Genomic DNA, 24,006 nt, shown 5'->3' on the forward strand with positions numbered 1-24,006 from the left:
AAGTCTGCGCGGGCGGAGGCGGGTTCAGGGCCGGGAGAAGGTCTGTGCCTGCGGGGCGTCGATCATCTGCAGGGCGAACTGGGCGGAGGAGATCCGCCGGCCTCCGGTGAGCCCGTGGGCGGTGGAGAGGGCGGGCACCAGCGCGTCGCCGGCGCCGTCGACGTTGAGGACGTCCCGGCCGCCGGGGCGCAGGAAGCGGGCGAAGCCGGCCGGTCGCGGGAACTCGCCCTTGGGGTAGCCGATCCGGTCCCCGGTGATCTCGCGCAGCTCGATGGTGCCGACGTCGCCGATGCCGAAGCACAGGCCGCGCGGCGGCTCGGCCAGTTCGAAGCGCTCGACGACCTCCGGATAGAGCAGCAGGCGGATCTGAGTACCGAACACGGCGTCGCGCACCGGCTCCACCACGCGCTGGCCGACGTAGCCGTTGACGATCGTGTTGGGCCAGTTGGGGACCAGGCTGGAGTTGACCAGCACCGCGCACTTCGGCACGGGTCCGCCGCCGGTCGCGAGCGCGTTGAGGTCGGCGTCCAGCGCGTGGCCGACGCCGACGCTCAGCGCGCCGTCCACGGCCGCCCGCACCCAGTCGGCATCGAGGTAGGCGAAGCGGATGGCCTCGTCCGGCAGTGCGCGGGCGTCGGGGACCAGGTGGGACAGGTCCAGCCCCTCCAGCCGGCGCAGCGCGTCCAGCCAGGCGGTGACCTTCGCGAAGTTGTCCGGGGCGGCCTGGGTGAGCAGGCTCGCCACCCCGGGCTCGGCGAGGACGGCGCGCACGTCGCCGACGGTGCGCCGGGTGCGGGCGGCGGTGCGGCGCCGACCTGCGCGCAGTTGCGGGCCGGCCTGATCGAGGGCTTGGGTGAGACGGGCACCGCCGCCGCGGCCGTCGCCGCCGGTGAGCAGGCGGTCGAAGGCCTCGAACGCCAGCGGTGCGGTGAGTTGACGGGCCGTCAGGGCCGTGGCGGCGCGGGCGACGAGTTCGGGGTGCGAGGCGAGACGGCGTACCGCGCTGCGGGCGGCGGAGCGGAACTCCAGCAGCGCGGCGCGGAACTCGGCGTCGGCGAGGGCGAGGGTGCGGCCGGTGGTGAAGGCGGCGGCGTAGGCGGTGTCGAAGACGCCGTACTGCTGGAGGTAGATCAGCGCCTCCCCCGGGGAGTCCAGCCGGGTGGCGGCCGCCGGGGGCAGCCGGCGGGCGGGTAGGGCGGTGAGCGGACCACGGTAGAAGGCGACGGTGCGCTCGCCGCTCTCCAGCCGCTGCGGCAGGGCGACCGCGCCGCCCGCCATCCGGTCCAGGGCCTCCTGCTGCGGACCGACCGGGTTGCCCGGAGCGGTGGTCGGCACGCGTAGGCGCAGTTCCTCGGCCGGTCGTGGGGTGGTGCCGTCGGTGGTGGCCAGGTGCTGGCACAGGTCGCCGAAGCCGACGCCGGAGTCGGGCTCGGTGGTGAAGGACCAGCTGGCGAGCGAGACCAGCCGCACGCCTTCGGTGGGCGCGGGGGCGATCAGGTCCTCGTCGAAGCCTTCGAGGGAGACCAGGTGGGCGACATGGCGGCCGCCGGCAGCAGCGGGGAAGCGGTTGGCGACGAGGACGGCGTTGAGTTCGCCCTCGTCCGGCTCGGGATCGTCACCGGCCCGGGTGGCGTCGGGGCGCCCGCCCTCGCGCAGGTGCGCCAGGTAGCCCAGCTCGACGGGCAGCGGCTTGACCGCGTCGAACACGGCGGCGGGCACGAAGATGGTGGCGCACTGCTCGTCGTACTCGTCCGGGCGCAGGCTCTCGGGCGGCAGCGCGGGCGGCCGGCCGGGGCTGCCGCCGGCGGGGTCCAGCAGCCGGCGCACGGTGTCGGCCTTGACCAGGCCCACCGCGTCCGGGTCCTCCGGCAGTTCGCCCTCGCGGAAGAGCAGCAGGGCCATCCACGGGACGGCGTCCGGCTGGTCCGGGCCGAGCAGGCGGTTCCAGGGCAGGCCCGGGGCGTCGAGGTTGATGTGGGCGAGGGTCTGGCTGTAGGTGCCGACGGCGTCCGGTACCGGGAACCGCGCGTTGATGCCGGTCGGGTCGAAGCTGAAGCGCGGCTGGATGACGTCGAAGGGCTGCGGGGTGGCGTCGATGACGCGGTCCGCGCCGTCGACGTCCTTGAGGGTCTGCCGGTTGCCGATGACGTAGCGGCCTGCGCGCAGCGAGGGGATGCGGTGGTCGAAGAAGCGGGTGCGGTGCTCGGCGCCCGGCTCGGTGGTGCGCGGCCGGGGGCCGGGTTCGGACGTGGTGGTCACGAGCGTGCCTTTCGACAGAACGCGGCGGTGGACGAGGAGTCGAGCAGGCGCGGCGGCACGGGCCGCCCGCGTGGCAGTGGAGCGGGCGGCCTGAGGACGCGTCCGGTCAGCCGGCGACCAGCATCGGCTCGGCGGTGAAGGCGGTGCCCGCGGCGTCCGCGTAGGCGCTCAGGTTCGTGTCGAGCGTGCCGAGGTTCGCGCCGAGGGCGGTCAAGGCCTGGGCCAGGGCGGTGCGGTTGCCGCGGGTGGCGGTGGTGTCGATGCCGTTCTGGATGGCGGTGATGACGCCGCCGGGCCGCGTCGGCGCCGGGCCCGTGGCCGATTCGCCGCTGGACAGCGGCTGGTTGCCGTCGGGGTTGATCGGGTCGAAGGAGATGCCCTTCTCGTCGATGAACCCGGTGGAGGTGCCGTGGTCGACCGGCGGCGACGTCAGCCGCACCCCGAGGATCCGGTCGTGGATGATCCCGTCGCCAGGTGCGTCGGCCTGCTGGCCCCACAGGCCGTTGGGGACGTTGCCGCGCAGGATCGCGCGGCCCCACCGCGCCAGCGAGTAGGTGGCGGCCCCGTTGAGGGTGACCCAGACCCGCAGTTCGCTGCCCTTGCCGCGGACGTGCATGGGCAGGATGTCCACCGTGCTGTCGGTGGCGGCCGGCGTGGTGCTGCCCTGGTCGAGGAAGACCTTGCTGACCGGGGCCTGGGTGTCGGCGGTGAAGGTGAAGCCGCCGTTGCCGGCGAGCCAGGGCTTGATCCCGCCGGGGGTGGCCGGGGCGCTCTCGCCCTCGTAGCCGGCGATCGGCGTGGTGCGGACCATGTTCTCGGGCGGCGGCAGCATGCCCTGGAAGCCGCCCCAGTCCAGTGCGGGCGCGTGGCTGCGGCGTGCGGCGCCGAAACCGATGGTGAAGGAGATGAACCAGAGGTGGACAGTGGCCTCGCCGCCCACCGAAGGGCCCCAGACCCGGACGCTGACCCCGACCTCGATCGAGATCTTGATCCTGACGAACCAGACCTTGATGGTCGCGGAGACCCCGACCCGCACCCCCATCCCGATGTCGAAGTAGAACGGGTTCCACTCGAGCAGGGCATCGACCCTGGCGGTGAGCCAGGCGCGCAGCATCCCCGACTGGAAGGTGACGTCCAGCCCGCCGCCGGCCATCAAGGATTTGGGGGTGAACGCGGCGTAGGCACTGCCACTGATGTTGACCGTCGAGCCGAGCGCCCAGGTCAGGCCGGTGGCTACCTGCTTGGGGTAGCGGACGGGCAGGTCACGGCCGGCCGGGATCGCGCCGAGGATGATCGCGAAATCGCCCGCGTGGGCGTGCTCCCCGAACCAGAACTTCAGCCCGAGACTGCCGCGCAGCTTGCAGTTCGGATCGATGAGGAAGGTCTTCTCGGTGAAGCCGGCGCTGATGCTCAGCTCTCCGGCCGTGGGCCGCAAGGTGGCCTCGATGCCGATCTCCACCCGGGCGATCTTCTTGTCGCTCTTGGTGGGGAACTGGGCACCGCCGACCCCGAGCAGACTGATCGTCAGGTCGGAGCCGGTCTGCACCAGCGCCAACAGGTTGCCGCGGAAGGACTCGAAGCAGTCGAAGGCCAGGCCGGCGGCGAACCACAGGTCGCCTTCCTGCGGCGCCACCCACGGCAGGGAGCCGCCGATCAGTGAACCCAGGACCTTGAGCGGATCGACCTCGTCGTCCTCCACACCGATGGCGCTGGGATCATCGAGGGCGATCAGGAACGGAAAGCTGCCCAGGGCGTCGGCCGCCGGCACCCGCACCCGGCTGTTCCAGCCGAAACCGGCGGAGATGCCGCGCACCTGGAACATGGGCGGGCCGAACCCGATGTTGTTGCCCAGCGCGCCGTAGGCGAACAGGGACGGCTGGGCGCCGCTCCCGTCGGGGACCACGTAGGCGCCCATCGCGGTGCCGTTGAGCGTTGAGCCGGCGGCCACCACGAGCAGGCCGCCGATGACGGTCTTGTACGGCGGGGCGGTTGGCAGTGCGGTCAGCGCACCCACCAGGCGCAGCGGCCCGTTCCAGTACTGGACGCTGATGCCGTTCTCGTCGCCGGGTGTACCGATCGGCGACCAGCCGCGCACTGCTGGGGAGTCGAGGATCCGCACGCCCTTGCGCCGCAGCGGCCCCGGGCGGGGCGTGAGGATGCCGTTCTCCGTCACCAGCGCCCGGGGTGTCCGGTCGCGGGCCCCGCCCCGTTGCCGCACGGCGGGCAGGGCCCTGCCCAGGCCGTCCAGGCGCCCGGGATCGGTGGGCGGCGCGGGTGCGCGCCGGGCCAGTCGCAGGACCTGACCGTCCGTCAGCGCCCAGGCGCCGGCCGGCAACGCGGTGCCGCCCGGGGCGCCGTCGACCAGGACCAGCGCGCTGCCCTCGCCGAGGTCGGCGACGACCAGCGCCCCGGTCACCCACTCGCCGTCGACGGTGAACGCCAGGCGCACCGGCACCGGCGACGGGGACGCCGTGGTGGTCGCGTGGCCGCCGACCGACAGGGCCGATGGATCGTAGACCGCGCCGTCGATGCTCACGACGGCGCCGGTGAACACCAGTTCCGCGGCGTCGGGGTCGGCGAAGAAGGACACGGGGAGCTCGAACGCACCCCCTGAAGCGGCCTGGTCGAGTAGCTTCCGAACATCTTCCACGCGTGCTGTCACAGCGATCCAGCCCTCTCTTCGCGGGAAAAGGGGAAGGCGGAGACATGCGCCGAGCCCGGCGACGAGCCTGACGTGTCCGCTGCAAGCAGCCTAGCCAGCGGGCACTTTCCGCAGGCATATAACTACATTCCGTTGTCAACATGGCCGAAAGGCGGTGCGCAAATCCGCGCGAATGGGTGGATCTCCTCCCGGACCGCACAGCCTGCCGTGCAGCAGCGTTTCAGTCGGCCGCCAGGGGCGTCCGGGCCGGTGCTCGCCCCTCTCACCGCATGCGATCAGCGTTCTGCGGGCCCCAGGCGCGAGACCGGATTCCAGCCAACCAGCGGGCTCTGGCAGGGCCGGGGCCCGACCGTCACCGCGAGGCCCTGCGCAGCAGGTACTCCCGCTCCGGCAGGCTCAACGTGAGCCGCGCGGCCCGCCGGTAGTGCTCGCGAGCCCGCTCATGCTCACCGGCCAGGTCGAGCAGGTGCCCGCGCACCGCGTCCAGCCGGTAGTGGCCGGCGATCCGCTTGTCGCCGTCGAGCGTGGCGAGCAACGCCAGCCCCTCGGCCGGTCCGTGCACCATCGCGGTCGCGATCGCGCGGTTCAGGGTGACCATCGGGTTCGGCGCGGTCCGGTCCAGGATCTTGTAGAGGATCAACACCTCGGCCCAGTCCGTCTCCTCGGTGGACGGCGCCTCGTCGTGGATCGCGGCGATCGTGGCCTGCACCAGGTACGGCCCGGCCGGCCCCTTGGGCAGGGCGTCGGCGACCAGCGCGACGCCCTCCTCGATCCGCGCGCGGTCCCAGCGGCCGCGGTCCTGCTCGGCGAGCGGCACCAGCACGCCGTTGGCGCTGCGGGTCTCCCGCCGGGCGTCGGTGAGCAGCATCAGCGCGAGCAGGCCGGTGACCTCGCCGTCGTGCGGCAGCAGCCGGTGCACCTCGCGGGCGAGCCGGATGGCCTCCGCGGCCAGCTCGACCCGTTGCAGGTCCGGCCCGGAGGTGGCGGTGTAGCCCTCGTTGAAGATCAGGTAGAGCACCTGCAACACCGCCGGCAGCCGCTCGGGCCCGTCCGGAAAACCGGCGCCCTTGATCGTCTGCTTCGCCCGGCTGATCCGCTGCGCCATGGTGGCCTCCGGCACCAGGAACGCGTGCGCGATCTGGGCCGTGGTGAGGCCGCCGACCGCCCGGAGCGTCAGCGCCACCTGCGAGGGCGCCGACAGCTTCGGGTGGCAGCACAGGAACAGCAGGCGCAGCGTGTCGTCGACGTGCCGGGACGGGTCGTCGTCCGGTGGCGGCTCCATGCTGACGGTCAGCTCGCGCTCCCGGCGGGCCGCCTCGCTGCGCCACTGGTCGGTCAACCTGCGGCCGGCGACCGTGACCAGCCAGCCCGCGGGCCTGCTCGGCACACCCTGCTCCGGCCACTGCACCGACGCCGCGAGCAGCGCCTCCTGCACGGCGTCCTCGCAGGCTTCGAACTGCCCGTGCCTGCTGACGAGCGTGCCGAGGACCTGCGGCGCCAGGCCGCGCAGCAGGTCCTCGATCCCACCGCTCACGGACGACCACTCACAGATCGGCACCGCAGGAGAACATCACCGGGCGGATCTCGATCGACAGGCCCTTGACCCGGGTGTCCGGGATGAGCTCGGCGATCTCGATCGCGCGCTCCTTGCTCTCGCAGTCGATCAGGTAGAAGCCGCCCATGTGCTCCTTGGCCTCGATGAACGGCCCGTCGGTGACGACGGGCGTGCCGCCCGTCCCGGAGACGACGGTCGAGTTCGCCGGGTCGGCCAGCGCCTGGGTGAGGATGAACTCCCCCGAGTCCTGGATGGTCTTCATGAACTCGCCGTGGCCGTCCATGACGAGCTTCCGCTCGTCCTCCGAGAGGGCGTCCAGGACCTCCGGGTTGACCTGCATGATCAGGAGGTACTTCATGTCCTTGCTCCTTGCGTCGGGTTCCGCCCCGGGGGCGGCTCGACAAGGAGTCGGAGCCGTCCGGCGCTTTTCGACATCCGACGCGGGCCAGGCTCTGCTGAATCGACCTGCTCGACCTGCTCGACCTCGCGGACCTCGACGCGGCCGGTGCGGAGGCCTTCCCCGCCGACCCGCCGACCCGCCTGCCCGCCGGTTCGCGGGCGCTGTCGCGGTCAGATCTGCCGGTCGGGGTGGGAGAACGTCGGGCCGCCGGCCTTGGGCAGGCGGCGGACCGGGCCGGGCTCCGGGATCTCCTCGCCGGGCGGCTGGCGGAAGTCCGCGCCCTGCTCCACCGGCTGGAGCCGGTGACCGCCTGCCTGGACGGCCTGGACGGGGGTCGGCGCGGCGGCGGGCTCGGAGAACGCGGGCAGCCCGAGGCTGCGGGGGTCGGGGGTCATGATCCCCAGTCTGTCATGCGGCGGCCCCGGGCAGGGACGGAACCGCACAACCGTTGCCGCAGCGCGAAGCGCGACGGCCGGGATCGCGCACGCGCAGGTCAGCCGCCGAGCAGGCCGCCCATGTGGCCGTCGTCGGCCAGGGCGTTCCAGAAGCTCGTCTCGTCCTGGACGGCCGACGGGTCGATCTCGGCGATCAGTTGCAGCGCGGCTTCCTGGAACAGGTCGACCGGGGTGAAGACCTGCCAGTCGGCCGGTGTGTGCAGGGTCGTCCAGCGCAGGGCCTCCGCGCGCAGGCGGGTCAGCACCCACAGGGTCAGGTAGTAGGCCGAGAGGTCGGCGTGCAGCCAGGCCGCGGGCCAGTCCTCGTCACCATCGCCGACGGTGACCTCCAGGTGGCCGCGCTGCCCGTCCAGCACCACCTGGCAGTCGTACGCCGTGTCGCCCAACCAGAGGTGGTCGAGCTGGTGGGCGCGTTCGATCTCCGCGTCCGGCTCGGCGTACCACGGGTCGCTCTCGCGCAGCGTGGCCAGCGGGAGCACCTGGTCGCCCCACAGGTGGTCGGTGGTCGGCAGACCGACCGTGGTGAGCAGGCGGCGGGTCGGTTCGTGGCTGAGCGCGGCCGGCAGGTCCGGTGCCCGGACCGGCCGGACCTCACCCAGTTCGGCCACCAGTTCCGGGGTGATCTCGTAGGCGAGGAGGTCGCCGGGGCGGGCCGCCCAGCGCAGCCCGGACGCCAGCACCGCGGCGCTCCAGTACGGGGCCATGCCGCTGGGCTCGAACACCGCGGGGTCCACGGCGCGCATCCGCTGCGCCAGCGCGCCGGTCACCTCGGCGACCACGGCGGGCCCGCGACGGCCGCCGTGCGCCGCCGGATCTGCGGCGCCGGCGCGCAGGCCCGCCAACTCGTGCAGGAAGAGCAGGACGACGGACAGGTCGCCGGCCAGGACGTCGAGGACGACCTGCGCGGGCTGGTCGTAGCTGGTCCCGGCGAGCGCGACCTGGCCGCTCACGCCGTCCAGCACGAGCCAGTCCCGCTGCACCGCCCCGAGCACCAGCAGGTGGCCGGCGCCCACCGACGGCCCGTCCAGCCGGGTGGCCAGTGGCTGGAGCAGGAGGTCGGGGTCGGTGTCGAACCGCAGAAAGCCTCCGCCGCCCCGGGGCAGGCCGACCTCGGTCAGCAGGCGACGGGTCGGTGCGTGCGTGAGCACCGCCGGCAGCGCCTGCTCGGGCAGGCGATGGATGGCGTCCTCGCCGAACCAGTCGGCGAGGCGTTCCCGGTCGATGTCGACTTTCAGCTGCACTGTGACCCCCGTTGTTCCGTTGCGGAGAAGTCTGTCAGCACGGGTGATCGCGCTGACGGCAGGGGTGTTCGCGCGCGAGTTCGCGGACCTGGTCACCGCCGGCCGCGGTCGAGAGCGGCGACCTCGCGCACGGCCTCCGCGATGGCACGGAAGTCCTTGCGCAGGATCGCACCGTGGTTGCTGGCGACCTTCGCGCTGACTTCGATGTTCGCGTTACGGGCGGTCACCGCGGCGAGGCTGGTGCGGATCCGCTCCTGCTCATCACCGCGACTTCCGAGGGACTTCCCCGAAGCGACCACGTACCGCACCGGGACGGTGATGTCGTCCAGCACGGGGCCCAGTTCGCGCTCGCGGGAGAGCCTGCCGAGTTCGATGTTGCTCTCGGCCTGCTGTTCGGCGCTCAGCCGCGGCGTCAGGCCCGTCGGGCGCAGCAGCGGCGTGAACCAGCCCATCCGCCGGAACAGCTTCCGGATCCGCTGCTCCATGGCTTCGTCGAGCCAGTCGTACGGGTACGCGCCGTCGACCAGGACCGCGCCCAGGGCACGGTCCGGATTCCGGCCGGCCCAGTGTGCCGCGACGAACGCTCCGTAGGACCAGCCCACCACCAGCGCCCGCTCCACACCCCTGGCCGCGAGCACGGCATCGACATCCCGGACGGCGGCCTCGAAGGAGTAGTCCGCCGAACGCTTCGACTTCCTGCCGCGACCCCGCTCGTCGTAGGTGATGTGCCGCCACCCCGTGCCCAGTTCGGCGATGGCCCGCCGCCAGTACCCCTGAGTGGCGAACTGGCCGTTGAGGTAGAGCACGGGGATACCGGGACCGCCGGTGTCGGTGACGGCCAGGGCCGTGTCGTCGACCGGCACCATGCCGGTCCACGTCGAGTTCGTCGAGAACGTGCTGTTCTTCGTCATGACTTCTTCCTGGTCGCGTTGCGCGTCTTGGACGACTTCTCCAGGTCCTGCGGGGCGGATCGCCGGCCCCTGGACCTGATGGGCTGTCAGCCGGCGATCCGTTCGTTCTCCGGTCACGCTTCAGCCGGACGGCTCCGTCCTCACAGACTGCGGGCGGTGATGTCGCCGTGGCCGGTGGTGGCGTGGATGTCGAGTTCGGTGGTGCCGTCGTTCTTGAGGGCGTTGTTGATGCGGCCGTGGCCGGTGCCCGCGTCCAGGGCACCGGAGACGCCGGGGGCGGCGCCGACCGCGATGTCGCCCATCTGGGTGCGCAGTTCGACCCGGCCGCGCGCGGCCTCGGTGATCCGGATGCTGCCCCGTGCGGTGCTGATCTGCGCGGGGCCGCCCAGCCGGCCGACCTCGACGTCGCCGTCGACCGCGGTCAGGCGCAGGCTCGCGGCCTCGTCGATCTTGATCTGGCGGTACGCGCCTTCGAACGCGACGTCGCCGAGGCGGCCGACGCCACGCAGCTCGCAGCTGGCCGTCCTGGCCTCGATGCGGGAGCCGGCGGGCAGTTGGACGGTGACCTCCAGGGAACCGGAGGGACCGAAGTACTGGTTCTGGGGCTCGGCGGCGCGGACCCGCAGGACGCCGTCGGCGAACTCGACGGTGGTGTGCTCGGCCGCCTTCACGTCGCGGCTCTTGGCGGGGTCGGCGGGCCGGACCTCGACCGCGGTGTCGGCCCGGTCGGCGGCGATGACCTGGATGCGCCCGGCGGCGATCTCCAGGACGGCGGAGATCGGGGTGGGGGTGTCGAACTTCTGCATCATGCTCTCCTCGTGCGCTGCTCGTTTCTGATGCCGGAAACGCTACGTTGCGTTCGAGGATCACGCAACGAGTTCGTTGCGCACAATGCCTATCAGTGCAGGTGAAAGCCCAGTTTTCATTGCAACGGATGTACATCTAACGCAATGACAGGCGCCTCGCCCGTTGCATTGGACTGCGAGCGAACGCTACGCTGGCGGCACCAGGGAAGTACGAAGGGAGATCGCGGTGCCGGGAGGCAGACTCACCCAGCAGGAACGTCAGCAGATCGCGCTGGGGCTGGCCGACGGCCTCGCCTACGCGGAGATCGCCCGACGTCTCGACCGCCCCACCTCGACGATCACGCGCGAGGTGATGCGCAACGACGGCCCCACCGCCTACCGCGCCGATCTGGCCCACCGCGCCACCGAACGGCGCGCCCACCGGCGCAAGCAGGCCGCGCCCCGAGGGCCGGGAGCGCCGGTGCAGCGCCACGGGCGCGATGACGCGGCCGTGCGCGAGTACGAGGAGGCGTTCACCACCCTCCTGATGCGACAAGGCCTGCCCAAGATGACGGCTCGGGTCCTGACCTGCCTCTTCATCGCCGACGCGGGCAGCCTCACCGCGTCCGAACTCGTCCAGCACCTCCAGGTCAGCCCGGCCTCCGTCTCCAAGGCGGTCGCGTTCCTCGAAGATCAGGGCCTCATCTGCCGGGAACGCGACGAACGCCGCCGCGAGCGCTACTTCGTCGACGGCGACGTCTGGTACCGGTCGACGATCGCCAGCGCCCGCGGCATCGCCCAGGTCGCCGAGACCGCACGGCAGGGCGTCGGCGTCCTCGGCCGCGACAGTCCGGCCGCCGCCCGCCTGGAGAACATCGCCCGCTTCAGCGACTTCATCAGCGAGACCATGCTCCGCGCCGCGGAACAGGCCCGCGAAGTCCTCCACACCAAACCCGAAACGGCCTCAGGTGTGGTGACGCCTCGTCAGTAGCGTGAGCTCCTGCCGTCAGATCCCCAGCACCAGGATCGCGGTCCGCCAGCGCGAGTCCTCCAACTCGGCGTGGATCGCCGCCCAGTCCACCGTGTCGGCGAGGACCGCCGCCGCCTGCGCGGGCCGTCCCGCCTGCAGCCGCAGTCGCAGGTGGGTCGCCGGGTACCAGGCGTCCACGGCCGTTCCCCGGCGGGCGGCCAGCCGACGGCGGCGCTCCCGCTCGATGTCCGGGACGGAGTCGAGGTACTCGGCCAGGCCCTCCCAGAGCGCCTGCGCGATGTCGGCCGGGCGGGTCACCGCGCTGTGCCCCTGCAGCGCCCGCTGCTTGCGCAGGTAGGCCATGGCGCTCTCGTCCAGGAACAGGGCGTCGAGCACCGCCGTGGCCGCCGTCGAGGAACCGACGCGTGCGGCCAGGTCGTCCGCCCGGTACTCGGCGAGCCGGCTGCCGGGCAGGACCGACCGGTGCAGGAGGTGCCTGGCCAGCCGGACGGGCAGCGCGCAGACCAGCAGCAGCCGGGCGGTCAACTCCTCGACCAGGGCCTTCTGGGCGTTGACGGTCATCTGCCTGAGCACGCCGCCGGCCGGCAGCGCGTCGTACTGGCTGCTGCTCTCGATCCGGGTGACCATCAACTCGTCACCGCTGCTTGGCATCAGCAGGCCGTACCAGGCGTCCAGGGTGTCCAGCGCGACCCGCAGCCACAGCCCGCGCCGCGGATCCCGCGCAGCGCCGTGGCCGAGCTCCCGGGCGAGCAGGGCGATCCGCTCCTGCGGGCTGAGCACCGCCCAGAGCGCCATCCCCACCGTGAGCTCCACCTCCTGACGCACCCCCAACCGGGCATAGCCGGTGCGATAACCGGACTGCACCCGGATCCGGTCCGGCCGCCGGACACCCAGCGCCTCGGCCACCGTGTCGCTCAGCGCGTACAGCTGCGGGGCCTGCTCACGGGTCACCAGCGCCGGATCCTCCCGCCGCCGCCCACCGAACCGTGGCCGCAACAGGTACGCCAGGCCCAGACCGACCACGCCCAGCACGACGAAGGGCGGCTTGCCGGTCAGCAGCAGCCAGAGCGTCGCGGCCAGGACCGCCAGGGTCACCAGGTGAACCAGCGACGCCAGCACCAGCGCGCCCGACCGACCGGGGTACCACCCCGACTCGCCCCCGGCGCCGGCGGCCAGCCGCACGTACAGCTCCTCGTCCCGGGCCCGCTCCCGCGACCGCCGGCGCGCCGCCCGAGGGCTCAGGGTCGGCTCGGAGCCGAGGTTCCACTCGCAGTTCGGGCACCACTCACTGAACCGCGGATTGGAGTCGTACGCAGCACCGCACTGCGGGCAGGTGCGGGTTGTTATCGAGTCAGTCACGCCGCCTGATGATGCCACCACCCAGCCATGCGGACTCCACTATCTCCGTAAAGATGATCACAATTTCAGCAGGTTACGGGCACGCGGGTAGGAAGCAGCGCTGGCCGATTTCACGGTTCCTCATCAGCGCTGTCAGCTCGCGCCAAGCGGCGCGCTCTGCTCGGCGTCGAGCTGGTGGTCGGCCCAGACGTAGCTCTCGGGGAGCAGGTCGGTGATGGAGACGGTCCGGAGGCGGTCGCCAGCGCCGACGATGACCTTGAGGGCCGGGAAGTAGTCGAGGAGGGCCTGGCGGCACCGGCCGCACGGAGGGACGACGCCGCGGTCGCGGTCTCCCACGGCGACGATCGTGTCCAGCTCGTAGACGCCTTGGGCGGCTGCCGCGCCGATGAGGACCAGCTCGGCGCAGGGGCCTCCGGTGAAGTGGTAGGCGTTCACCGCCGTGACGATCCGGCCGTCCTGGGCGCGGGCCGCGGCGGCCATGGTGTGGTTGTCGCCCCGGCAGCGGGTGCGGGCGACGTGGGCCGCGGCCTCGATGAGTTCGTGGTCGACGTGGTGGGTCTGTGCGGTCATCTTCCCTGCCTTCGTACGTGCTGGACGGCCCGTCCCGGGCCTTCCCCGCGGTGTGGTTCCTTCCGTGAAACCGACGGAGACCGCGGCGCTCACCTCCCGCGCCGCGGTCCGCTCCCCGATCCGGGCCCCTCGAACCAGTAGCCCGAGCTCAGCGCAGGCCGGCGAAGAGGTCGTCCTCCGGCAGGGCGGCGCCGGTGCTGTCGTGGACCCGGACGAACGTCTCCACGCCCATCAGCTCGGTGAACCGCTCCTTGCCCATCCGCAGGAAGAAGATGTTCTCACTCTGGCTGGCGTGTGCGGCCAGGGCGTCGAACTTGTGACCGCCGAACTCCGTGGTGTCCACCCACGTGGTGATCTCCTCGTCGGGCAGCCCGATGTCGGGCACCGCACTGTCCCCGGAGCCCTCAGAGCCCCCGGAGGAGTCCCCGGACGGAGCCGGCTCCTCCCAGTCCGCGCCGAACTCGCGCATGATCTCGCCGAACTTCTGCATCATCGAACGCGGCGCCGTCGTCCAGTACACCTTCTGCGCCAGCCCGGTGAGCGCCAGCGCCGCCATCGTGATCCGGTTCGCCTGGATGTGATCGGGGTGACCGTAGAACCCGTTCTCGTCGTAGGTCACCACCACGTCGGGCTGGTAGCGCAGCATCAGCTCGGCCAGGCGAGCGGCCGCCTCGTCCACGGGGGTGCTCCAGAACGATCCGGGCGCGTCGTTGGCGGGCCAGCCCATCATTCCGGAGTCGGCGTACCCGAGCAGCTCGAGGTGGCTGACGCCGAGAACTTCGCAGCTCGCCTCGAGCTCACTTCGACGCATCGCGGCGACGGCGGCGGCATCATGGCCGGGGTCGCCGGGCTTGATGCCGCCCGGACCGTCGCCGCAGCCACCGTCGGTACACGTGACGAGCACCGTGCGGATGCCCTCCGCCGCGTAACGCCCGAGGACACCCCCCGTTCCCGTCGCCTCGTCGTCCGGGTGGGCGTGCACTGCCATCAGCGTCAAGGGCCGGTCAGCCATCGAAATCCATCCTCTGGTCGGTCGAGCGATCGGCCCCAGTCTGCGGCACCGCGGCAGGCGGCCGCCCACAGGGCCACCGAACTCGTCCGGCATCCGCCTGGACGGCGTCGTGGAACTGACCATACGTCAGCTCTCCGTACGGCTCGGTGCTCGGCGCCGCCCGAGGTCAAAGGCAGCGCGGTGGCAAGCCGCCTGGCTGTATCCTTCCGGTGATCAACTGGGTGAACCGTATGACAGGAGGCAAGGCGTGGCAGGCGTGAAGCAAGGCGATTGGGTGGTCGCGGCAGCGGACCAGGTGATCGCCGAGGCGAAACGCCGGGGCTCTGCCGGGCCGCTGGTGTGCGCGTCGGGGATCAGCCCGTCCGGGCCGATCCACCTGGGCAACCTGCGCGAGATCATGGTCCCGCACTTCGTCGCGGACGAGCTGCGCCGCCGCGGGCTGGACTGCCGGCACATCCTGTCGTGGGACGACTACGACCGGCTGCGCAAGGTGCCGGCCGGCCTGCCGGCCTCGTTCGCCGAGCACATCGGACGCCCGCTGTCGGCGGTGCCGGACCCGTGCGGCGAGCACGAGAGCTGGGCGGAGCACTTCAAGGTCCCGTTCCGGGCCGCGCTCGCCGAGCTCGGGGTCGAGGTCACCGAGATCAGCCAGACGCAGATGTACACCTCGGGTGCCTACCGCGAGCAGATCCTGCACGCCATGCGGAACCGGGAGAAGATCGACGCCGTCCTCGGCCGCTACCGCACCGCGAAGAAGCCCGAGGACGCGCAGGCGCCGGACGAGGACGGCGAGGAGGAGGTCGCGGGCAGCGGCTACTACCCGTACAAGCCGTACTGCGCGGCCTGCGGCCGGGACACCACCGCGATCGACTCCTTCGACGAGGTGACCAGCGCGATCCGCTACCGCTGCGAGTGCGGTCACCAGGACGGTTTCGAGCTGGCCGGCGCCGACGGCGGGAAGCTGGTCTGGAAGGTCGACTGGCCGATGCGCTGGGCCTACGAGGGCGTCACCTTCGAGGCCGGCGGCGTCGACCACTCCTCGCCCGGCTCCTCGTTCACCGTCGGCTCCCAGGTGGTGCGCGAGATCTTCGAGGGCCACCCGCCGGCCTTCCTCGGCTACAGCTTCGTCGGCATCAGCGGGATGGCGAAGATGTCCGGCTCGGCGGGCGGCGCGCCGACGCCGACCGATGCCCTGCAGATCCTCGAAGCACCGCTGATGCGCTGGGTGTACGGCCGGCGCCAGCCCCGGCAGTCGATCACCGTCGCGTTCGACCAGGAGATCCTGCGCCTGTACGACGAGTGGGACGCCCTGGGCCGCAAGGTGGCCGCCGGGACGGCCGAGCCGACCGAGATCGCGGTGCGCGAGCGCTGCCTCCGTACGGCCTCCCGGACGCTGCCCACGACCCCGCGCCCGCTGCCGTTCCGCACGCTGGCGTCGGTCGCGGACATCACGACGGGTGACCCCGAGCAGACCCTGAGGATCCTGCGGGACTTCACCATCGAGGAGCCGCTGGCCGATCTCGACGAGGCTCGGCCGCGGCTGGACCGCGCGCAGGCCTGGGTGAACGGTTACGTCGCCGCCGGGGAACGCACCCAGGTGCGCACGGCGCCGGACCGCGAGCGACTGGAGCAGCTGGCGCCGCAGCAGCGGGAGGCCATCAAGCTGCTGCTCGACGGTCTCGACGAGCACTGGTCCGTGCCCGGCCTGACCACCCTGGTCTACGGCGTGCCCAAGCAGCAGGCCGGTCTGCCCCTGGACACCCCGGCGACCCCGGAGCTGAAGGCGGCGCAGCGGGAGCTTTTCGTCCTGCTCTACGAGCTGCTGGTGGGCCGGGACACCGGTCCGCGGCTGCCCACCCTGCTGCTGGCGCTGGGCGCGGAGCGGATCCGGACGCTGCTGACCGTGGCCTGAGGCCGGTGCGGCGGCGGGGCCGATGGGCTTCCCCGCCGCCCCCGCCGCCGGTCCGTGCTGGACGGCGCGCCGCCCAGGGCCCGGTGTGCAACCTTGGAGAGAGGGTGAACAGACCATCTCTACGAGAGGAGTGGCCATGTCATCGAAGCGTCGTCGCAAGAAGAAGGCACGCTGCCGGCACAAGGCCAATCACGGCCGCCGGCCCCAGTGCTGAGTGTCCACCCCTGCACGGCCGGGCCGGTCGGCCCGGTCGTACAGGGGTGGACGATCTCCGCTGAACGGGACCACCGCGACCCGCCCCGAGCCTGGTGGTGCGCTCCGTCACCGGCGGCTCTCGCGACTGACACCTCGTCACACCGGTTGTCGGCCAGGGAGCTCGACTGCGGGGCGGTCGGTGGGGCCGGCGGGAGCGAGTCCGCGCAGGCCGCGGTGGGCGGCAATTCGCACGGCGCCGGCGCGGGGAGGGCCGCGATCATCGCCCGCGCGTCGCGTGCGCGCGTGCCTGGCCTGCCGAGGCCCTGCGCTGCGGCGGGGCCCGGCTCGGCCTAGCGTTGAGCCGGCGGGGTGATCCCGGACGCCGTCGGCGGAGGTGTGTGATGGGAACCGGCCAAGCAGGCGAGGCGCTCAAGCTGCTGGAGGAGTGGCGGCAGGCGGCCGACCGCCACCTGACCCCGACCAAACGCTCGCTGGTGGTGACCTGGGCCTCGTTCGGGGCGACCTTCGGCACCGTCCGGGTCATCACGCACGGGATCAGGGGCGGCTGGCTGCCCTGGGGGAACATCTCGGCCGGTGGCAAGCACCTGCACCACTACAACATCGGCATCGCGGCGCTGGCGACGGTCGGGCTGGTCGCGGTCCGCGGCGACCGGCAGGCGGTCGGTCACCCCGCCGTCGCGGCGGTCTACGGCATGGGCGCGGCGCTGATCAGCGACGAGTTCGCCCTGCTGCTGGACCTACAGGACGTCTACTGGGCCAAGCAGGGGCGAGTGAGCGTCGACGTCTCGATCGGCCTGCTGGCCGGGCTCGGCGTCTACCTGACCGCCGCGCCGTTCTGGCACGAGGTGGTCCGCACCACCCGCCGCCACCTCGCTCGGGGGTGACGCCCGCTGACGACCGCCCGGGCAGCCGTGCACGGTCGTCAACTGGCCGTCCCCGGCGGTTCCGTGCCTTCCAGGGCGCTGAGGCGGGCCGCCACCGCATGGGCTTCGGGGGCGCCGATGCGTCGGTAGCAGGCGGTGGCCCGGCGCAGGTCGGCCAGCGCTCCGGCCAGGTCGCCCAGCGACTGCGCGCAACGGGCGGCGCCTTCCAGCGCCCGGGCCTCCTCACGGGGGTTGCGGGTCTCGCGGGCCAGGTGCCGGGCCTGCCGGTAGAGCGCCCGGGCTTCGCGCGGGCCTTCGGTGTCGGCGACCAGCGCGGCCAGGTCGATGCGCAGCAGGGTCTCGCCGAGGCGGCTGCCGATGTCCTGGTAGATCGCCAGGGCTCGCCGGTAGAGCGCCGCGGCGGCGGTGACCTCACCGGTCGCGTGCCGGACCCGGCCCAGGCAGCGCAGCGAGTCCGCCTCGCCCTGGCGGCTGCCGATCTCCTGGCAGATCGCCAGCGCCTGCTCGTGCAGCTCGGCCGCGGCCAGCAGGTCCCCGGTCGCGTGCCGGACCCGGCCCAGACCGCGCAGGGCGTTGGCGCGGCCCTGGCCGCTGCCCAGATCCTGGTAGATCGCCAGGGAGCGCTGGTACGGGTCGGCGGCGGCCATGAAGTCGCCGGTCTCGTCCAGGATGTAGGCCAGGTCGTGCAACGCTCCGGCCTCGCCTCGGCGGTCGCCGAGCTCCTGATAGATCGTCAGGACACGTACGGTCAGCTGGACGGCGGCGGGCGAGTCGCCGAGCGAATGCCGTACGCGGCCCAGGTCGCAGAGCGTGCGTGCTTCTCCCAGGCGGTCGCCGAGGTCCTGGAAGATCGCCAGCGCCCGCTCGTGCAGGTCGCCCGCGGCCAGCAGGTCCCCGGTGAGGAGCCGGATCCGGCCCAGCTCGTGCAGGCCGACCGCCTCCCCCGCACGGTCGCCGAGGTCCTGGTAGATGGCCAGTGCCCGGTCGTAGAAGTCGCCCGAGGCCCGGTAGTCGCCGGTCGCGTGCCGGATGCGGCCCAGATCGCACAGGGCGCCGGCCTTGCCCGCGAGGTCGCCCAGCTCGTGGGCGGCCGTCGCCGCGGCCTGGTGCAGGGCCGCGGCCCGGGTCCACGGGCCGTCCATCAGGAGGACGGCGGCCAGGGCGGCGGTGATGGCGATCGCCCGCGGGTGCCGGGCGTCGGCGGCCTGGGCGATCAGGTTGTCCCGCTCGGCGCGCATCCAGCGCAGCGCGGCGTCGCGATCGGGCAGCCGGGGTGCCACGGCGGGTTCGGTGCCGGTCGCCGGTGCGCCGCCGCCGCGGGTGCGGCGGGCAAGGTGGCGGTCGGCCTGCTCGGCGGTGTGGCGGTAGTAGTCCCCCAGACGTTCCAGTGCGGCCAGACGTTCCAGCGCGGCCTCGCGGTCGTCCGCCCGCCCGCTCTGCTGGTCGCTCAGCGCCCGCGCGTACAGTCCGACGAGGTCGTGGAAGCGGTAGCGGCCGGGAGTGCGCTGGGTGAGCAGGCTGTGCTGCAGCAGGGACTCCAACAGGCGTTCGGCCGTGCGGTGGTCGCCGCCGATCAGGTTGGCGGCGGCGTAGGCGTCGAAGTCCGCTCCCGGGACCTGGCCGAGGAGGACGAACAACTGCCGTTCGGCCCAGGGCAGATCGGCGACGGAGGTGGCGAAGACGGCGGCCAGACTGCGGTCCTCGTCGGCGAGGTGGTCCAGGCGGTGGTGCTCGTCGCCCAGTTGCGCGACCAGGTCCTCCAGGCGCAGGGCGCGATGGTGGCGCAGCCGGGCGGCGGTGATGCGGATCGCCAGTGGCAGGTTGCCGCACAGGGCGACCAGTTCGGCGATCGCGGGGTGGTCGGCCGGGATGCGGCCGGGGCCGGCGGCCTCGTGCAGCAGCATGACGGCTTCGGGCCCGGAGAGGACGTCCAGGGCCAGCAGGTGCGCGTCGTCCAGTCCGGTGAGGCGGCTGCGACTGGTGATCAGGACCAGGCAACCGGGCGTGCCGGGCAGCAGGGGACGGACCTGGGCGGTGGTCGCGGCGTTGTCCAGGACGATCAGCGTGCGGGTGTCGGCGAGCCGGTCGCGGTAGAACGCGGCGCACTCGCCCAGGTCCTGCGGGATCTGCTGCGGCGGCACGTCCAGGGAGCGCAGCAACCAGCCCAGGGCGTCGGCGGCGGTGAGCGGTGGGCGCCCGGGCGTGTGGCCGTGCAGGTCGACGAAGAGCTGCCCGTCCGGGAACTGGGCACGCAGGCGGTGGGCGGCGCGGACGGCCAGGGCGGACTTGCCCACGCCACCCATCCCGTCGATCGCGGAGACCACCACCATGCCCGCCGCGCTGCCGGCGGGTGCCGCTGCGGCCACCGCGAGCAGTTCGTCGAGTTCCCGCGAGCGACCGGTGAACAGCCTAGTTTCAGCCGGAAGTTGACATCGACTCCGGATGCGGCTCGGCGCCGCTGACGGGCTGGCGCCATCAGCTGCCGCTGTGTCACCATCCAGTGTCGTCGAGTCAGATGTTCGGGCAGCCGCGAGTATTCGGCGGCGGTCCTCCGGATCGAGTTCCAGAGCTGCCGCCAGCCGGGCCACCGACGAGAGCCGCGGGCGTCGACGTCCGCTCTCCAGCACGCTGATCGAGTGCACGGACACCCCGGACCGGTCCGCCAGCGCGTCCTGCGTCAGTCCCGCCCGAAGGCGGCTCTCCCGGAGCAGGGCTCCGAAGACAGTGTCAGCCACGTGCTCTCCCTGGATGCCGACTCGCCTGCGGGCACCATAACCGCGGACAGGGTCGCAAGCACCAGGAAAACGTCAACCCAACGTCATGGAGGCACAGACCGGTCCAGTTCGAGGATGGGGCTCCCAACTGTTTTGGTGATCCGAGGAACTGACATGCAACTGGGGATACTCGGTCCGTTGTCGGCGTGCGAGGACGGACGCGAGGTGGTCATCACCGGCGACCGGCAACGAAATCTGCTGGCGGCGCTGCTGCTCCGGGCCGGCGCCACCGTCTCCTTCGACGCCCTGGTGGACGCGGTCTGGGACCGCCGCGCGCCGCAGGGCGCCCGTGGGGCCCTGCACACCGGGCTCTGCCGGCTGCGCCTTCAGCTCGGCCCGTCGATCGCCGCCCGGCTGGTCACCCGGCCGCCGGGCTACCGCTTCGAGGTCGGCCCGCACGAGCTGGACCTGCACCGGTTCGAAACCGCCGCCCAGGACGGCCGAGCGGCGCTCGCGCGAGGCGCCTGGGCGCAGGCGTACCGGCTGCTGTCGGAAGCCACCGGGCTGTGGCGCGGCGCGCCGCTGGAGGACGTGCCCTCGATGACGTTGCGCGATGCCTGGCACGAGCCCCTGCGGCAACGGCACCTGACGGTGCAGCTCGACCGGACCGACGCGGGACTCCGGCTCGGCCGGCAGGCGGACCTGCTCCCCGAGCTCGATCAGCTGTGCCGTGAGCACCCGTTGGACGAGCGGGTCCACGAGCGGCTGATGCTCGCTCTGCACCTGGACAACCGGACGCCCGAGGCGCTGGCGGCCTTCCGCAGCACCCGCCGCCTGCTGGTGCGCGAGGTGGGCGTGGAACCGGGTCCGGCGCTCCAACGCCTGCACGACCGGATGCTGGCCCGCGCCCTGTAGGCGGGCAACCCCTGGCTCCGTGCATGTTCATCCTTCCTCCCGCTGCCCGACCCGAGCAGCGTGGCGTGAGCCCCTTACCGATGGCTTACCTCTCGAGCCGCAACCCGGCTGAGCAGGGAGCCCGCGAGCGCGGCGTGACGGTTCGGTCACGATTGGAAATCGCTTCGTCGTCGGCGGCCGATATCGCCGAAACCGGTTTTGGCCCGACCTCGCGCTGTCGATAGGGTCGCGGCTTCGGCTGCGCAGCGCGGCCACAGTTGACGTTCACTCACCACGGGGGATCCACCTTGTCCACTCCGCCGCCCTCGCACGGGCTGCAGTCGCCGCCGACTCCCGCGGGGCCGCCGCCCGCCGCCTTCGGGCCGCCGCCGGGCGGGTACGGACCGCCGGCGGACGGGTACCCCGCTCCGGCCGGCGGCTACGGCGCTCCGATGGGCGCGCCGGTGCCCGCCCCGCAGGCCTACGCCCCGCCGCCTGCGCAGGCCTACGCCGCGCCGCCCGGTGCCCAAGCTCCGTACGGCTACGGCGGGATGCCGCCGCAGCCGGGTCCGCAGGCCTGGCCGACGGGCAACCCGCAGGCCCAGGGCGGGCTCAGCTGCCGTTTCTGCGGCTCGGTCCCGGCCGTGGAGGCCACCATTCGCGGCCACCAGGGGTTCCTGGTGATCATGCGCTTCCTCAAGCTCCGGGGTCCGTTCTGCCGCGACTGCGGCATCGCCTCGCACCGGTCGATGACCGCGAAGAGCCTGTGGCAGGGCTGGTGGGGCATCGCCTCGGCGATCATCAACCCGATCACCATGCTGATCAACCTGCCGCAGCGCGCCAAGATCAACAAGCTGGCGCCGCCGCTGCCCGGTGCTCCCCGGCAGCCGATGAATCCGGGTCGCCCGATCTTCGGGCGCCCGGCCGTGCTCGGTTTCCTGGTCCCGCTGCTGGCCATCGGCCTGCTGCTCTGGCCGACCCCGAAGAGCCCGGACTCCGCGGCCGTCGGCGACTGCGTGCACAACCGGGCCAGCGCCACGGTCGCCGGCAGCACGGACGACCATCCGGACGTCGAGGTGCTCCCCTGTTCGGATCCGTCGGCCGATGCCCGGGTGGTCGGCAAGGTGAGCGGCTCCGGCAACCCGGACGACAACTGCCGGAGCTACCAGGACTCGGACGGCTACTACCAGCACCAGGGCGCGGACTCCTACACGCTCTGCCTGCACTTCTTGCACTGACGGCCCGGCCAGCGCCCACGCACCGTCAGCTGACGGTGCGTGGGCGCGGGCGCGCCATCGGGGCGCGCGAAGGCGGGCGCGGCGGAACGGGACGGCGAGCGCCGTGCCCGTCCGGGCCCGCTGGACGTTGCACAGCACGTGACCCGACCTGCCGACACCGGCCAGCGCCCCGACCCCCGCGAGCGGTGGCCGCTGCGCCTGCCGCCGCCCACCCAGCCGCAGCCCCAGCCCTCCCCCTCGCCCCACCCCTCCCCGAGCACGTCGCCGAGCCCTCCGGCGCAGACCGACACGCTGCTGGTGGACGCCAACGCCATCCGCTGGGCCGAGCTCGCCGCAGTGCTGGCCGACGCGGACGTGCCGTTGGAGGTCGGCGACGTCGCGGCGCTGCGGCGGCTGTCCAAACTCGACAGCGAGCTCGTCGCGGTGGTGATCCGCTGGATCCGCACCGCCCGTCCCGGCCACCCGTGACACCCGTGGCACCCCGACCCGCGCCGTGACCTGTCCCGGCGCCGCCACCCGGCCCCGGCACCCGGTCATGGCGCGGTCGGCGCGCGCCCGTTGTGGATGGAGCGCAACGACGTCACCGCCGTCGCGCCCAGCAGCAGGGCCGCCGTCCCCGCCGCCACCCGCAGACCGGTGGCCACGCCGAACCCGGTGGCCGAGATCAGCAGACCGAAGACCGTGACGCCGAGGACACCGCCGGCCTGCCGGCAGGAGCTCAGCAACCCCGAGACCACGCCGGCTCGTTCGGCCGAGACCGCTTCGAGCAGCGCCGTCATCATCGGCGGCGAGGCGAGGCCGCCGCCGATGCCGATCGGCACCATCGCGAGCAGCAGCAGCCAGGTCGGCCCGTGCGAGCCGACCAGCAGGACGCCCAGGAACCCGACGGCTTCGAGGGCCTGGGCGCCTGCCATCGGATAGCGCGGGCCGATCAGCCGGGTGAGCCTGCCGGAGAGGATGTTCGAGGCCAGCACGAAGATCGTCAGCGGCAGGAAGGAGAGGCCGGTCCTGATCGGCGACCAGCCGCGCTCCTGCTGGAAGATGAGCGAGAAGACGAACATGATCCCGTAGTAGGCGAAGTTCAGCGCGAATCCGGTGGCGAGGCAGGAGGCGAAGACCGGCGACCTGACCTCGCGCAGGTTCACCATGGGGGCGGCACCGGTCGATTCGGCCCGCAGGAACCAGAGCACGGCGACGATCGAGACGAGCAGCGGGAGGAGCACCACGGGCGAGCCCAGGCCCTTGGGCGCGATCTCGATCACGGCGAAGGTGAACCCGGTGAGCGCGATGATCGCGGCGAGCTGGCCGGCCGGGTCGATCGAGGAGCGCCGCGGCACCGACCGGGCGGCCCGGGCGACGCCCAGCATGGCCAGCAGGCCGAACGGCACGTTGACGAAGAAGATGGCCCGCCAGCCGAGCCACGCCGTCAGGAACCCGCCGGCCACCGGACCGGCCGCGACCGCCGCGCCACCGCCCGCCGCCCAGACCGCGATCGCCTTGGCCCGGGCGGCCGGGTCCGCCAGCGACTGCCGCAGCAGCGCCAGCGAGGCGGGCAGCACCGCCGCGGCCGCCGCGCCCTGCGCCACCCGGGCGAGGACCAGGACCACCGTGTCGGGCGCGAACCCGCAGGCCGCCGAGGCGATCGAGAAGGCCAGCAGCCCGTAGCCGAACAGCCGGGTGGCGCCGATCCGGTCGGAGACCGCACCGGCCGAGAGCAGCAGCCCGGCGAAGGCCAGCGTGTACCCGGCCACCACCCACTGCAGACCGGACAGGCCCGCGTGCAGCCGCAGGCCGATGTCCGGCAGCGCCACGTTCACGATGGTGGCGTCCAGGTTGATCAGGAAGAAGCCGAGGCAGCAGGCCAGGACGACGGTGCCGGTCCGGGGCCGGGCAGCCGGCAGGGTGGCCGGTGCACCCTCCTGCCGGTCCAACGAGCTTGCGGTCATGA

General features: G+C 72.8%; 19 protein-coding genes. 6 read left to right on the forward strand and 13 right to left on the reverse strand.

The genetic code is table 11. The annotated features are described in order from the left end of the window. Nucleotides 1–24: 24 nt before the first annotated feature. From ABH937_RS25015 to ABH937_RS25050, 8 genes are all read right to left on the reverse strand, one after another. On the reverse strand, nucleotides 25–2,259 hold the full coding sequence (locus tag ABH937_RS25015) for a hypothetical protein (RefSeq protein ID WP_370219540.1): 2,235 nt from the start codon (nucleotides 2,257–2,259) through the stop codon (nucleotides 25–27). A gap of 106 nt (nucleotides 2,260–2,365) precedes the next feature. Then, nucleotides 2,366–4,849 carry a DUF6603 domain-containing protein gene (locus tag ABH937_RS25020; protein WP_370219541.1) on the reverse strand — a complete coding sequence of 828 codons (2,484 nt, stop codon included), beginning with the start codon at nucleotides 4,847–4,849 and terminating at the stop codon, nucleotides 2,366–2,368. A 424-nt stretch (nucleotides 4,850–5,273) separates the two neighbouring features. After that, a complete protein-coding gene (locus ABH937_RS25025) occupies nucleotides 5,274–6,455 on the reverse strand; it encodes an RNA polymerase sigma factor (protein WP_280689454.1) in 1,182 nt (393 codons plus the stop codon). 10 nt (nucleotides 6,456–6,465) lie between these two features. Further along, nucleotides 6,466–6,834, reverse strand: coding sequence for a YciI family protein (locus ABH937_RS25030; protein ID WP_280689453.1), 369 nt, complete (start codon nucleotides 6,832–6,834; stop codon nucleotides 6,466–6,468). A 212-nt stretch (nucleotides 6,835–7,046) separates the two neighbouring features. After that, the gene (locus ABH937_RS25035) at nucleotides 7,047–7,271 is read right to left on the reverse strand and encodes a hypothetical protein (protein ID WP_370219542.1); all 225 of its coding nucleotides are present in this window, start codon (nucleotides 7,269–7,271) and stop codon (nucleotides 7,047–7,049) included. Between the two features lie 98 nt (nucleotides 7,272–7,369). Next, nucleotides 7,370–8,572 (reverse strand): SUKH-4 family immunity protein, encoded by a 1,203-nt coding sequence (locus ABH937_RS25040; RefSeq protein ID WP_370219543.1) that lies wholly within the window; start codon nucleotides 8,570–8,572, stop codon nucleotides 7,370–7,372. Nucleotides 8,573–8,664: 92 nt separating this feature from the next. Continuing rightward, nucleotides 8,665–9,483 carry an alpha/beta fold hydrolase gene (locus tag ABH937_RS25045; protein ID WP_370219544.1) on the reverse strand — a complete coding sequence of 273 codons (819 nt, stop codon included), beginning with the start codon at nucleotides 9,481–9,483 and terminating at the stop codon, nucleotides 8,665–8,667. A gap of 140 nt (nucleotides 9,484–9,623) precedes the next feature. After that, nucleotides 9,624–10,289 carry a DUF4097 family beta strand repeat-containing protein gene (locus tag ABH937_RS25050; RefSeq protein ID WP_370219563.1) on the reverse strand — a complete coding sequence of 222 codons (666 nt, stop codon included), beginning with the start codon at nucleotides 10,287–10,289 and terminating at the stop codon, nucleotides 9,624–9,626. Nucleotides 10,290–10,515: 226 nt separating this feature from the next. Here ABH937_RS25050 and ABH937_RS25055 point away from each other — a divergent pair, with 226 nt between their 5' ends. Then, nucleotides 10,516–11,259 carry a helix-turn-helix domain-containing protein gene (locus ABH937_RS25055; protein WP_370219545.1) on the forward strand — a complete coding sequence of 248 codons (744 nt, stop codon included), beginning with the start codon at nucleotides 10,516–10,518 and terminating at the stop codon, nucleotides 11,257–11,259. A 15-nt stretch (nucleotides 11,260–11,274) separates the two neighbouring features. On the opposite strand, the gene ABH937_RS25060 is transcribed toward ABH937_RS25055, so the two are convergent. From ABH937_RS25060 to ABH937_RS25070, 3 genes are all read right to left on the reverse strand, one after another. Then, nucleotides 11,275–12,618 (reverse strand): M48 family metallopeptidase, encoded by a 1,344-nt coding sequence (locus tag ABH937_RS25060; protein ID WP_370219546.1) that lies wholly within the window; start codon nucleotides 12,616–12,618, stop codon nucleotides 11,275–11,277. A 132-nt stretch (nucleotides 12,619–12,750) separates the two neighbouring features. Beyond that, complete coding sequence (locus ABH937_RS25065) at nucleotides 12,751–13,188, reverse strand: cytidine deaminase (protein ID WP_280689447.1); 438 nt, start codon at nucleotides 13,186–13,188, stop codon at nucleotides 12,751–12,753. Nucleotides 13,189–13,336: 148 nt separating this feature from the next. Continuing rightward, complete coding sequence (locus ABH937_RS25070) at nucleotides 13,337–14,200, reverse strand: PIG-L family deacetylase (protein WP_280689446.1); 864 nt, start codon at nucleotides 14,198–14,200, stop codon at nucleotides 13,337–13,339. 247 nt (nucleotides 14,201–14,447) lie between these two features. Between ABH937_RS25070 and lysS the strand changes: the two genes are divergently transcribed. After that, on the forward strand, nucleotides 14,448–16,112 hold the full coding sequence (gene lysS, locus ABH937_RS25075) for a lysine--tRNA ligase (RefSeq protein WP_370219547.1): 1,665 nt from the start codon (nucleotides 14,448–14,450) through the stop codon (nucleotides 16,110–16,112). Between the two features lie 596 nt (nucleotides 16,113–16,708). Next, entirely contained in the window at nucleotides 16,709–17,212 is a 504-nt protein-coding gene (locus tag ABH937_RS25080) for a hypothetical protein (protein WP_280689444.1), read from the forward strand. Between the two features lie 38 nt (nucleotides 17,213–17,250). Here ABH937_RS25080 and ABH937_RS25085 read toward each other — a convergent pair whose 3' ends face one another. Next, nucleotides 17,251–19,947 carry a tetratricopeptide repeat protein gene (locus tag ABH937_RS25085; RefSeq protein ID WP_370219548.1) on the reverse strand — a complete coding sequence of 899 codons (2,697 nt, stop codon included), beginning with the start codon at nucleotides 19,945–19,947 and terminating at the stop codon, nucleotides 17,251–17,253. A 153-nt stretch (nucleotides 19,948–20,100) separates the two neighbouring features. On the opposite strand from ABH937_RS25085, the gene ABH937_RS25090 reads away from it, so the two are divergent. The 3 genes from ABH937_RS25090 to ABH937_RS25100 all read left to right on the forward strand — a co-directional run bounded on the left by ABH937_RS25090 (nucleotide 20,101) and on the right by ABH937_RS25100 (nucleotide 22,526). Further along, nucleotides 20,101–20,841 carry an AfsR/SARP family transcriptional regulator gene (locus ABH937_RS25090; RefSeq protein ID WP_280689442.1) on the forward strand — a complete coding sequence of 247 codons (741 nt, stop codon included), beginning with the start codon at nucleotides 20,101–20,103 and terminating at the stop codon, nucleotides 20,839–20,841. 287 nt (nucleotides 20,842–21,128) lie between these two features. Further along, nucleotides 21,129–22,058 carry a hypothetical protein gene (locus tag ABH937_RS25095; protein WP_370219549.1) on the forward strand — a complete coding sequence of 310 codons (930 nt, stop codon included), beginning with the start codon at nucleotides 21,129–21,131 and terminating at the stop codon, nucleotides 22,056–22,058. Nucleotides 22,059–22,196: 138 nt separating this feature from the next. Beyond that, entirely contained in the window at nucleotides 22,197–22,526 is a 330-nt protein-coding gene (locus ABH937_RS25100) for a hypothetical protein (protein WP_370219550.1), read from the forward strand. Between the two features lie 65 nt (nucleotides 22,527–22,591). Here ABH937_RS25100 and ABH937_RS25105 read toward each other — a convergent pair whose 3' ends face one another. Then, nucleotides 22,592–24,004, reverse strand: a complete 1,413-nt coding sequence (locus tag ABH937_RS25105; RefSeq protein WP_370219551.1) for an MFS transporter — start codon at nucleotides 24,002–24,004, stop codon at nucleotides 22,592–22,594. Nucleotides 24,005–24,006: the final 2 nt, after the last annotated feature.

The sequence above is a fragment of the Kitasatospora sp. GAS1066B genome (assembly GCF_041262605.1).
Classification (GTDB): domain Bacteria; phylum Actinomycetota; class Actinomycetes; order Streptomycetales; family Streptomycetaceae; genus Kitasatospora.